General features: G+C 51.7%; 10 protein-coding genes. 5 read left to right on the top strand and 5 right to left on the bottom strand.

Translation table 11 applies throughout. The features are described 5' to 3' along the window. A partial coding sequence (locus ACO1NT_RS11145; RefSeq protein ID WP_449048703.1) for a DUF6970 domain-containing protein occupies positions 1 to 225 on the top strand: 225 nt, incomplete at its 5' end. Positions 226 to 232: 7 nt separating this feature from the next. Here ACO1NT_RS11145 and ACO1NT_RS11140 read toward each other — a convergent pair. Continuing rightward, positions 233 to 1,597: an exonuclease domain-containing protein gene (locus ACO1NT_RS11140; protein WP_449048702.1), complete on the bottom strand. Its 1,365-nt coding sequence runs from the start codon at positions 1,595 to 1,597 to the stop codon at positions 233 to 235. Between the two features lie 93 nt (positions 1,598 to 1,690). Between ACO1NT_RS11140 and ACO1NT_RS11135 the strand changes: the two genes are divergently transcribed. Next, positions 1,691 to 3,094, top strand: a complete 1,404-nt coding sequence (locus tag ACO1NT_RS11135; protein WP_449048701.1) for a sialate O-acetylesterase — start codon at positions 1,691 to 1,693, stop codon at positions 3,092 to 3,094. 1 nt (position 3,095) lies between these two features. Here the strand turns inward: ACO1NT_RS11135 and ACO1NT_RS11130 are convergent, their stop codons facing one another. After that, positions 3,096 to 3,584 (bottom strand): hypothetical protein, encoded by a 489-nt coding sequence (locus ACO1NT_RS11130; protein WP_449048700.1) that lies wholly within the window; start codon positions 3,582 to 3,584, stop codon positions 3,096 to 3,098. Positions 3,585 to 3,588: 4 nt separating this feature from the next. After that, a complete protein-coding gene (locus ACO1NT_RS11125) occupies positions 3,589 to 4,158 on the bottom strand; it encodes a hypothetical protein (protein WP_449048699.1) in 570 nt (189 codons plus the stop codon). Between the two features lie 276 nt (positions 4,159 to 4,434). On the opposite strand from ACO1NT_RS11125, the gene ACO1NT_RS11120 reads away from it, so the two are divergent. Continuing rightward, complete coding sequence (locus tag ACO1NT_RS11120) at positions 4,435 to 7,266, top strand: M16 family metallopeptidase (protein ID WP_449048698.1); 2,832 nt, start codon at positions 4,435 to 4,437, stop codon at positions 7,264 to 7,266. A gap of 81 nt (positions 7,267 to 7,347) precedes the next feature. On the opposite strand, the gene ACO1NT_RS11115 is transcribed toward ACO1NT_RS11120, so the two are convergent. Both ACO1NT_RS11115 and fmt read right to left on the bottom strand, forming a co-directional pair. After that, a complete protein-coding gene (locus ACO1NT_RS11115; RefSeq protein WP_090605261.1) occupies positions 7,348 to 8,208 on the bottom strand; it encodes a sigma-70 family RNA polymerase sigma factor in 861 nt (286 codons plus the stop codon). 259 nt (positions 8,209 to 8,467) lie between these two features. Beyond that, on the bottom strand, positions 8,468 to 9,406 hold the full coding sequence (gene fmt / locus ACO1NT_RS11110; protein WP_449048697.1) for a methionyl-tRNA formyltransferase: 939 nt from the start codon (positions 9,404 to 9,406) through the stop codon (positions 8,468 to 8,470). 107 nt (positions 9,407 to 9,513) lie between these two features. Here fmt and ACO1NT_RS11105 point away from each other — a divergent pair, with 107 nt between their 5' ends. Together ACO1NT_RS11105 and ACO1NT_RS11100 are read left to right on the top strand one after the other, a co-directional pair. Next, on the top strand, positions 9,514 to 10,704 hold the full coding sequence (locus ACO1NT_RS11105) for an ABC transporter permease (protein ID WP_449048696.1): 1,191 nt from the start codon (positions 9,514 to 9,516) through the stop codon (positions 10,702 to 10,704). 80 nt (positions 10,705 to 10,784) lie between these two features. Then, on the top strand, positions 10,785 to 11,339 hold a 555-nt coding region (locus tag ACO1NT_RS11100; RefSeq protein WP_449048695.1), incomplete at its 3' end, for a cation:proton antiporter.

The following is an 11,339-nucleotide window of genomic DNA, read 5'->3' as shown; positions in this document are numbered from 1 at the left end:
GACGCTGTTGTGAACCAATATCGATTCCAAAACCAGGATGTCTATGTATTTGATAGCAGATGTTGCTGCGACTGGATTTCGAAGGTAATGGATGCCGACTGCAAGGTGATTGGCGGCCTTGGTGGATTGGCAGGCAATACCCAGATAAACGGAGAAGATTTCGGGAATGCCGAATTCGTCCGTGAAGTATGGCGGAATCCGCGCAGCGAAAATGACGATCGGTAAAATACCACTAAAATTTAAAGTTATTTTGCCCAGGTTTCCAGACAACGGACGGGCGTTTTTCAGCATAGCGATAGATGAGCTGCATCATATAATGGTTGCTGGGGTACATGGTGAGCGTCTCCTTGACCGCCTCGGGTGTGGAGATATCGCCATGTTGGCTGAAGTACCCCATCCCATACAGTTTGCCGTGCTCTACCCAAATACAGCTTCGTTCGTCGCCATCCCGCCCTGCATCGATGATGGCGAAAGTAGGTAGGTGGTGCTCGAGATGGTGGAGGGCCGCCTGCACACGTGGATTGTGCACTTCGGGCGACGGGGGTTCGCTGGGCTTTCCTATGCCGCAGAGCGCCGGATGGAGGTCGAACTCACGGATGAGCCGATGCAGCATATGATAGGCGTCGAGGTGGCGATGGAAAACATGCACGGCGCTGTGGTGCTTGCCATGCTTACCAACGGCGAGACGTATATAACCACCACAATCTTCATAGGCATACAACGCATACTTCGGTTCAAAGCGCTTGAGTGCACGGTTATACGTAGGCCACAGGCGTTGTATCTCGGCGGCCTCCAGCAACAGGGCCATTAGCTCGGTGCCACATCGCTCATACGTAACGGCGTGGATATGGCGTAGGAAATGCTGGCGTTGCAACTGCGACGTGTGCCCGGTGAAATGCTGGGAGATCCGCTTGCGGATATCGCGTGCCTTGCCTACATAAATGGCCTTGCCGCCCTTATCGCGGAAATAATATACCCCGGCCCCGTTGGGAAGGGCATCGAACTGCTCCTTGGGGAGATGGGGCGGCAGTTGTTGGTGCTTGGATTTTTTCTTCAGCATCTCGAGGATAACACCTTCGTTGTCGCGACGCACCAATCGGCCAAACAGGATGGCCGTCGCCTCGGCATCGCCTCCGGCACGATGGCGGTTGCCAATGGGGATGCGTAACGCATCGCATAGCTTGCCCAAGCTGTAGGAAGGCTGGCCCGGGCATAGTTTTCGGCTCATCCGTACCGTGCAAAGTTTGGGTACATCGAGGTGGTAGCCAGCGGCGGCAAGGTGGTGTTTCACAAACGAATAGTCGAAATTGACGTTATGTGCAACGAAAACACGGTCGGTAAGCAACGCGAATATGCGGGGCGCTATCTCATTGAATGCAGGGCTATCAGCGACGAGCTCATCGGTGATGCCGGTAAGGGCCTGGATAGCCAACGGTATGGGGCGGTGGGGGTTGATGAGCGATGTAAAGCGGTCGATAACCCCGAAGCCATCGTGGATGAAGATAGCAATCTCGGTAATACCGCAGCCCGATGCATGGCCGCCCGTGGTTTCGATATCCACGATCGCGTATTGGACGGGTGGGGCAGAGGGCTTCATACGGGCAAATATACTAAATTAATTAGTTGCTGACGCATGGTTTCTTTTTACGGCCTATTTTTCTATATTGGCGGTCAATTAAAAAACATAAAGATGAAGAAAATATTGCTACTTACATGCCTTGCCATGGCATTCCAATTCGCCTGCTTCGGCCAACTACGGATACCGAATGTACTATCGGATAACATGGTATTGCAACGGAATGCGGATGCCCACATCTGGGGCTGGGGATATGCATCCACGGAAGTGGCCATCAAGGCGTCGTGGCTCGACGATACGGTAAAGACCAAAGTCGACCCTGGCGGCCGCTGGATGGCGCAACTACCCACCACCCAGGCAGGGGGGCCTTACGAGCTGGAAATTGTGTCGGCGGGAGCCAAGATCACATTGCATAACATCCTTTTGGGAGACGTATGGCTGTGTTCGGGGCAGTCGAACATGGAATGGGGCGGTAATCAGCAACTGCAGGAAATACTGGATGAGCTACCCCACGCAAACGACGACCAGATCCGTTTGCTGCAGGTAAGCCGCACCGCGGCAGATTATCCGCAAGACAATATTCCAAACAACTGGCAGACATTGAGTGCCGAGTCACTGAAGCCATTCTCGGCGATCGGTTACTTCATTGCAAAAAGGCTACGTGCGGAACTCGACGTTCCCATCGGCATCATCAACGCATCGTGGGGGGGCACGCCAGCGGAGGTGTGGACGCCCGACTATCTCATTGAAAATGACCAGGAACTGCGCCGGTTGGGAGCTATGCAGGGAGAGGCACCATACCGGCCGAAAGATGCCGGCGTATTGTGGAACAGCATGATCCGGCCCCTGACGCCTTTCGTGCTATCTGGCTTCTATTGGTATCAGGGCGAAAGCAATGTGGGTACGTGGTGGGGATACGATAAGCTGATGCGCGCCATGGTGACCTCATGGCGGATGGCCTGGGATGCGGAGTTGCCTTTTTATTTTGTACAGATTGCCCCCTTTGCCTATGGCAACGAACAGCCATTGGCCGCCCTGCTCCGCGAACAGCAGGACATGACAGCGAAGACCTTGCCAAATACGGGCATGGTGGTGGTAAGCGACCTCGTGGATGACATCAAGAATATCCATCCCGCGCAAAAACGGGAAGTGGCCGACAGACTGGCGTCGATTGCTTTGAATGCGTATTATGGCGTTCGGCATGACTCGGATTACCGCTCGCCGTTGTATAGAGACTATCGGGTGCAGGGTAAAACGATCGTTGTTTCTTTTGATCATCTCGAGGATGGATTGAAGGTGAAAGGCGACCGGATTACGGACCTCTATGTCGCAGGTGCCGACCATATCTTCCACGAGGCGCAGGGAACCATTAAGGGAAATGAGCTTATTGTATCCTCAAAGGAGGTCAGCAATCCCGTAGCGGTGCGTTTTGGGTTCACGGAAACGGCCATGCCCAACCTATTTAATTCCAACGGGTTGCCCGTAGCGCCATTCCGGACGGATAACTGGGGCTTCTAAATTAAGACGGGTCGGTCGATGGGGGCGGTGCCGTAGGGGTATCGCCATCCCCTGATTCGGCCAACGCGGCATCAGGGCGTTGCCTTTTCTTCAGCGGTACCGCCATGAAATAGATGCACGCCAACACCCACGTACCCCAAAACAGGTAAACGCCGGCGTGGAAATTAACTTTCATCACCCGGTGGGTCGTCGTCGTAAAATCGAGGTAGGTGAAATAGGCACCTACGAGGCCGAAAAGCAGGAAGAGCAGAAAGGCTGTGAATGCCAGTCGGCGGCCCAGCAGCCGCTTCACCAGCCACAGCACGAGCAGCAGGGCCAGTTGGATGATAAACAGTAGAATCGCCGTTTTCCACCAAATTTTGAACAGGCCGTATTCGCGGTACATGACACTGATACCGACCTTGCCGATAAATGACATCTGCGAGAGTAGGACGCCAGAAATCGTGGAGAGAAGCGCCTGTATGGCGATGAGGGTGGATATACCTTTCATGGCCTTATTTGGTTACGCCCCAGCCCGTTTCACTATGGAAGCGCAACGAATAGGACTTTTTGATAAAGGAAGCATTATTGTCTGCACCCTTTTCGGCGAAGTCGGCGAAATCCGTTTCGGACTTGGAAAGTGTTACCGTAGCTTTGGCCCGGTTCTTACCGGTTTGCTCGATATGCGCGCCGCCATCTTCATCCAACGCGTAGGTCGCCGTTTTTACCGTAGCCCGCTTTTCTGTCTTCTCCAATACGAAAGGGATGGACTTGTCCGTCAGTTTAATCAGATAAACGAAGGTACTGTCTTTAGACAGGAACCGTTTGCGCTCCTTCAGTAACTCCATGGTCACGTAGCCGTCCTTTTCAAGCGCCTCATAAGCGGCGAGTAAGTCGGCATCCTGTTTCTGACTGAACTTCACTTCGCCGTAATCGATTTCGGCGGTTTCATAGACCGGGTTGGATTCCATGAAAAAACCTATTTCGCCCAGCGCCACGCGCTCGCTGAGGGACTTGTCGCTGCCACAGGCCCCTAAAATCGCTACCAGGCATAGCGCAACCAATAAACGGATAGATATTGCCATACGTATGTTTTATTTTCATTTAATTATTCATCCTTTGTCTGCCGATGAGCTCGATGTAAATAATGATTGCCCTGTGTGCTCATATTATTTACATCCAAAGGTATTGATTTGCAAAAGTTATTCCAACGTTCAAATGCCTATTTAAATGGGTATGGCCCGAATTACTTAAGATTAACGTCATTTAGCACTTTCGCCAGAAAAAATATCATTACTTTTGGCCCGAGCCGGTTTTCGTAGCGGCTATAACCTTTATATGCTCACAATTAAATGCACAACATGAATCGATTAATTTCCCTGCTGACATTCCCTTTGTTTATCCTATTCCTCGCGCCGCAGGTAACCATCTCCAGTCCGCCGCCGTTGGCAGACAGCTTGGCGCTAACCGACACGCTGCCGATGGATGCAACCGTGCTGCGCGGCAAGCTTCCCAATGGGTTTTCCTATTACATACGCCATAACGAAGAACCCAAAGACCGGGTGGTGATGTATTTGGCCACCAAGGTGGGTTCCATACTGGAAACCGATAACGAGCGGGGGCTGGCCCATTTTCTTGAGCACATGCAGTTCAATGGCACCAAAAATTTCCCAAAGAACGAGCTAGTGGATTACTTGCAGCGGGCCGGCGTACGCTTCGGCTCCGACCTGAACGCATACACATCGTTTGATGAAACGGTCTATCAACTGCCTATCCCTTCGGACGACCCGGCACTGCTGGAAAGCGGCCTGCTGGTGATGCGCGACTGGGCACAGGACGCACTTCTGGATGGCGAGGAAATAGACAAGGAACGTGGCGTGGTACTCAATGAGCTACTCGGTGGCAGGGGCGCGCAGCAACGCATGCGCGATCAATATTTCCCGATGATATTGAACGACTCACGCTATGCCCAGCGGCTCCCGATCGGAACGCGCGAGCTGATTGAGGGGTTTGACCACGAGACCCTGCGAAATTTCCACCGTAATTGGTACCGCCCTAATCTGCAAGCGCTCATCATCGTGGGCGACATCGACGTGGCCGATATGGAACAGCGTGTCAAAACATTGTTTGCCGACCTGGAAAACCCTGTGGACGCACCCGATAGGGCCGAATACGATATCCCGTTGACAGGCAAAAACCAGTTCATGGCAGTAACGGACGCCGAAATGCCGCAGACGGTGGTCCAGGTCATCGTCAAACATCCGGAAGCCACGGTGAAAACGGTAGCCGACTACCGTATGCAGCTTACCAAGTCGCTCTTCAACCAGATGGCAGGAGCCCGTTTTGCGGAACTGACCCGCCAATCGGACCCGCCTTTCATCCAGGGCGGTGGCAGCATCGGCGGTTTTCTGCGGGGCCTGGATGCTTTTACGATGTATGTGGCCGCTAAGCCAGGGGAGATACAGCGCGGCTTTGAAGCGGTGGTTACCGAGTTTGAACGTATCAAACGGCATGGATTTACGGCCACCGAGTTGGAACGGGCAAAAAGCAACTTCCTCACCAGTGTGGAGTCGGCCTATGCCGAACGCGATAAACGGGAGTCGGAAAGCTATGTAGGCACTTATCTTAATCATTTCCTGCAAGGAGAGCGCGCCTTGAGCAATGAAGACCGCTACCGTTTAGGCACATCACTCATCGGCACCATCACGCTCGACGACGTGAACGCGCTGGCCAACCAGTATTACACCGATACGAACCGCGACATCCTCATCCTGGCACCCGAAAAGGACCGGGATAGCTTGCCCGATGAACAGACGGTGAACGGGTGGCTGGCAACGGTAAAGGCATCGGATATTGCGCCGTACGATGATAACGTGCAGGATGTACCCCTGCTCAAGACGCAGCCCCAACCCGGAACCGTTACCGAACGCCGTGAACGACCCGAGCTGGGTGTTACGGAAATGAGGTTGAGTAACGGTGTACGTGTGATTCTAAAACCAACTGATTTTAAGAATGATGAAATAAGAATAACGGCCTTCAGTCCGGGAGGAACGTCGCTGTATGGTGATCATGATTTTCTTTCGGCGGCCTATGCAGCCAGTGTGGTGGGGGGAAGTGGCCTCGGCCCGTACGATGCAACACAGCTCACCAAGTACCTCAGTGGCAAAAAAGTATCGGTGAGGCCATATATAAGCGAGTTATCCGAGGGGTTCAACGCCACCAGTGGCAAGAAAGATCTGCAGACGGCATTTGAGCTCATATATGCGTATTTTACGGTACCACGCCTGGACATGGACGTATTCGAAGGATATATGCAGCGGATAAAGGCGTCGCTGGCCAATAGATTGGACGACCCCAATGCTGTATTTTCCGATACGATCAATGCCGTGTTGTATGACCACAACATCCGCCGTACCAGCATGACGGTGGCACAGGTAGACCAGGTGGACCCACAACGCGCATACGCCATCTATCAGGAGCGCTTTGCCGATGCTTCCGACTTTACCGTCACCATCGTAGGTAGTTTTACGGAAGCGGAAATGATGCCGTCGGTACTCCAATATTTAGGTGGCCTTCCGGCCACAGCCAGGCAAGAGGAAGGCCAAGATCTCGGCCTTTATCCACCCCAACATGGATTGGAGCGCACGGTATACCGGGGCAAAGAGCAGAAATCGAGCGTGCGGCTCTATTATTTCGGCGACTATGATTATTCCGAAGCCGAAAACATGCAGCTCGACGCGTTGGAAAGCATTTTGAATATCAAGTTGATCGAGCGCCTGCGTGAAGCTGAAAGTGGGGTTTATGGTGTGTCTGCACGGGCATCGTACAGCAAATCGCCGCGCTTCAGGTACTCCTTTAGCGTAGCCTACGGAACGAGTCCCGACATGGTGGAACCGCTGATGCTATCCGTCCTTGACGAGATCAATAAAATCAAACGGGATGGTCCCGAGCAGGTGGATATCGAGAAGTTCGTGAGCGAACAGAAGCGCCAATTGGAAGTCCAGCTGCGTGAAAACGGTTTTTGGCTGGGCCACCTATCGGGGGCTTACCAACGCGACGAGGACCCGGCCTATATTCTGAAATATGTAGATGAACTGGGCAAGGTGACTCCAGAAAGTGTGAAAGCGGTGGCGAATAAATACCTTGGGGAAGAGCGCCTATTTAAATTTGTACTCATGCCCGAAGTGCAATAATTTGGGATAATACGTGCTTTTTTGAAATAAGAAACGCCCTGGTGGTTGCCAGGGCGCTTTTTCGTTTAAACCGTGATGTAATTAGCCTAAGTAGGATTTCAAAATCCGGCTACGTGACGTATGGCGTAGGCGTTGCAACGCTTTGTCTTTGATCTGCCGCACCCGCTCGCGGGTGAGGTTGAATTTCTCGCCGATCTCTTCCAATGACAATTGGTGGTTGGAACCCAAGCCGAAAAACAACACGATGATTTCGCGTTCCCGCTCGGTAAGCGTAGCCAACGACCGTTTGATTTCTTCGGAAAGCGACTCATCTATCAACGTGCTGTCCGTATCCGGGTCGGCATTTTCGAGTACGTCCAATAACGTGTTCTCTTCGCCCTGTACGAACGGAGCATCCATGGAAACATGGCGCCCCGAATTGCTCAACGTGTCGGAAACCTTGTCGACCGTGGTCTCGAGGATGTCTGCCAATTCTTCAGGTGAGGGTTCGCGTTCGTACTCCTGCTCCAATTTGGAGAATGCTTTGCTGATTTTGCTTAACGACCCTACCTGATTCAATGGAAGGCGGACAATACGCGATTGCTCGGCGATAGCCTGCAGGATGGATTGACGTATCCACCAAACGGCATAAGAGATAAATTTAAAACCCTTGGTCTCATCAAAACGTTTGGCGGCTTTGATCAACCCGAGGTTACCCTCGTTGATCAAGTCGCCCAAAGTAAGGCCCTGGTTTTGGTACTGTTTGGCAACGGAAACGACGAAACGAAGATTCGTTTTCGTCAACCGCTCCAATGCGGCCTGGTCGCCCTCCCGTATTTTCTGCGCAAGGATTACCTCTTCTTCGGCTGTAATCAAGTCTACTTTACCAATCTCGTGCAAGTATTTGTCGAGCGACTGCGATTCGCGATTGGTAATGGATTGTGTAATTTTGAGCTGTCTCATTTAATCTGTTAAGTACCTTCCTTTCTGAAAAGAGTGCAAAAATACGGTTTTTCTAATCATATAAACTGATTTTTTTGGAAAAAGTTGTCTGATTTAGAGGAAATTATCCGATTTTTTTACCCTTCACCATACCTCAAAAAGTGTTCCAAAATATATGGAACCCTAGTGGACATGACCATCCGGGTTATTCAAGTAATTAATTTGTTTTCAGATGGTTATGTATAGATAAGGCGTGTTATCGGGTTTTTCGGGGGCTTGATTATGAAACAATTGTGACAGACGACGGGCGATACCCCCTTAAAAACGCTCCAATGTCCATCCGCGTTTTTCCCGCTTGTTGCAGTTCCTCGATATGGATATAACCGTCGGTGCAAGTACCTTTCAGGTACGATAAGCCATCCGAAAGATACGTCCCGGGTGGATATGGGGTATCCGCTTTTTCTTTACGGGCCTTAAAGATTTTAATAGGGTGATCATCCAGCGCCGTATATGCCGTGGGATAGGGGCTGAGTCCGCGGATAAGGTTGTACACTTCATCCACGGGTTTGTGCCAGTCGATCCGCCCATCATCTTTGAAGATCTTGGGCGCATGCTTGAGAGCCGTTCCTGCGGAGAGCTGTGCCTGCGGAACAGGTTTGGCCGTCCCATCGGCAATGGCGCTTACCGTCCTTACGAGCAGTTCGGCACCCACGGCCATCAACCGGTCGTGCAGATCGCCTGCGGTGTCGTCGGGCGCTATGGTTACCCGCTCGGCAAAAAGGACATGGCCGGTATCGATTTCGTGTTGAAGCAGGAAAGTGGTAACGCCACTTTCCGTCTCGCCATTGATGACCGCATGGTTGATGGGCGCTGCACCGCGGTACTGGGGCAGGAGGGAGGCATGCAGGTTGACCGTGCCGTATGCAGGCATGTCCCATACCACTTCGGGTAGCATCCGGAAAGCCACAACCACCTGCAGATCGGCCCGCAGTGCCCGGAGCTCGGCGAGAAAGGCGGCATCACGGAGCTTCTCCGGTTGCAGGACAGGCAACTCCCTGGCAAGGGCATACTCCTTCACCGCCGATTGGTGTAATTTACGGCCACGGCCAGCAGGCTTGTCGGGGGCGGTTACCACCGCCACGACCTCATGCCCCGCATCGAGCAGGGCGGCAAGCGAAGCGACGGCAAACTCAGGTGTACCCATGAAGATGATGCGCATGTTGTAATTCGTATTTCGTATTTTTAATCCGGTACCTTACCTTTGCAAAGGTACAAATTATATCGGGCGGCTTGAATTTCCCATACTTTTTAGCGAAACGGATTTCGATGGACGGAAAACGGACCTTCTCCGGCCTGATTGTTCGCGTGGCAGTGGGTGCCATCGCTTTGGGGATAGCCACGATGATGCTTTCCATCGCGGTGCTGAAAGGCTTTAAGGGCGAGGTGACCGCCAAGCAACGGGGTTTTTTTGGCGACATCACCTTAAGCAATTATGACCTTAATGAATCTTATGAACCTGAACCATTATCACTTACCCCATCGGAAATAAGCGAGCTGAGGGCGGTGCCCGGTGTCACCGATGTGCGTTATTTTGCCAACAAAGCCGGCATTATCAATGTGAACAACGAGGTGGAAGGTGTGTTGTTCAAGGGAATAGACAGCAGTTACAACCAACAGTACCTGGCAACGACGCTGATAGACGGCCACCCCATCGATTTTGCCGATAGTACAAAAGCAATGGGGCAAATAATGCTTTCACAATATACCGCGAACAGGCTGCAACTGGCGGTAGGCGACGACTTCATCATGTATTTTATACAGCCCCAAGGCCGACCGCGGCCGCGGAAATTCCAGATAGCGGGTATCTTCCATACGGGCGTGGAGGAGCTCGACAATACCTACGTAATCGGTGCGTTATCGATGGTAAGGCGGCTCAACGATTGGGACGCCAGTGCCGTTGGCGGCTACGAAGTAGCCATTGATGACTTCAGCAGCTTGGAGGAACTCACGGAGCGGGTGGCTACGGTATTGCCCGTCTCGGTCGATGCCATCAATGTTCGCGATCAGCTGCCCCAAATCTTCCAATGGTTGGATTTATTGGATGTCAACACCGTCATTATCCTGATTTTGATGGTTGTTGTCGCGGTGGTCAATATGGTGTCGGCGTTGCTCATCATGATGCTGGAACGCACCTCGATGATCGGCATATTAAAAGCGCTCGGTTATACCGATGGTGGTATCCGAAATGTGTTTTTATACCAGGCGGCATACCTTATCGGATTGGGCCTTTTCATCGGCAACCTGCTGGGGTATGGGCTCTATTGGTTCCAGCGCGAAACCCATTTCTTTAAATTGGACGAAACCAATTATTACGTTGCCTATATCCCGGTGGACATCACCGCGCTGGAGGTGCTTCTGCTCAATATCGGGATAGCAGGGGTCGCCTTGGCTGTATTGCTGATCCCATCGTACCTCATTGGTCGTATTAGCCCGATTAAGGCCATCCAATTTCAATAAACTATCTTATTTTGCCCGATTTTGCGTATGTTTGGACAGTATTCATAGCGTTTGTGCGGTGACTCATTTAGCAATATTATATGAATAGAAATACACTCGACCATATCCAACACGCGTTTGATACGCCTTTAAGTAACCCTGTTTTAATCTTTGCCCTTGTTCTTTTTATCATCCTGCTGTCGCCGATATTGCTACGCCGGATTAAAATACCGGGAATCATCGGATTGATTATCTCGGGGATTATCGTGGGACCCCACGGGTTGAATTTGTTGGAACAGAATGCGGCGGTCGACTTATTTTCGACGATAGGCTTGATTTATATCATGTTCATTGCCGGCTTGGAATTGGACATGAATGAATTCAAGAAGTCACAACATAAAAGCCTGCTATTCGGATTGCTTACGTTTGCTGTGCCCATTTCTATCGGGTATACCGTGTTTTATTACTTGTTGGGTTATGAGATGGTGCCTAGTTTGCTGATTGCCAGCATGCTGGCAACCCATACGCTGGTTGCCTATCCGATTGTTAACAATTACGGCATCTCAAAGAACGAAGCCGTGGCCATAGCTATAGGTGGTACGATACTTACCGATACGGCGGTTCTGGTGATATTGGCAGTGATTGTTGCGGCATTT

Source organism: Parapedobacter sp. (genome assembly GCF_053550995.1).
This window is presented reverse-complemented; position numbering and strand designations above follow the sequence as displayed.

Excerpts from the sequence above, each read along its gene's own strand:
- ACO1NT_RS11120 (WP_449048698.1), top strand. The coding sequence starts at position 4,435 with ATGAATCGATTAATTTCCCTGCTGACATTCCCTTTGTTTATCCTATTC.
- ACO1NT_RS11140 (WP_449048702.1), bottom strand. The coding sequence starts at position 1,597 with ATGAAGCCCTCTGCCCCACCCGTCCAATACGCGATCGTGGATATCGAA.
- ACO1NT_RS11105 (WP_449048696.1), top strand. The coding sequence starts at position 9,514 with ATGGACGGAAAACGGACCTTCTCCGGCCTGATTGTTCGCGTGGCAGTG.
- ACO1NT_RS11125 (WP_449048699.1), bottom strand. The coding sequence starts at position 4,158 with ATGGCAATATCTATCCGTTTATTGGTTGCGCTATGCCTGGTAGCGATT.
- fmt (WP_449048697.1), bottom strand. The coding sequence starts at position 9,406 with ATGCGCATCATCTTCATGGGTACACCTGAGTTTGCCGTCGCTTCGCTT.
- ACO1NT_RS11115 (WP_090605261.1), bottom strand. The coding sequence starts at position 8,208 with ATGAGACAGCTCAAAATTACACAATCCATTACCAATCGCGAATCGCAG.
- ACO1NT_RS11130 (WP_449048700.1), bottom strand. The coding sequence starts at position 3,584 with ATGAAAGGTATATCCACCCTCATCGCCATACAGGCGCTTCTCTCCACG.
- ACO1NT_RS11135 (WP_449048701.1), top strand. The coding sequence starts at position 1,691 with ATGAAGAAAATATTGCTACTTACATGCCTTGCCATGGCATTCCAATTC.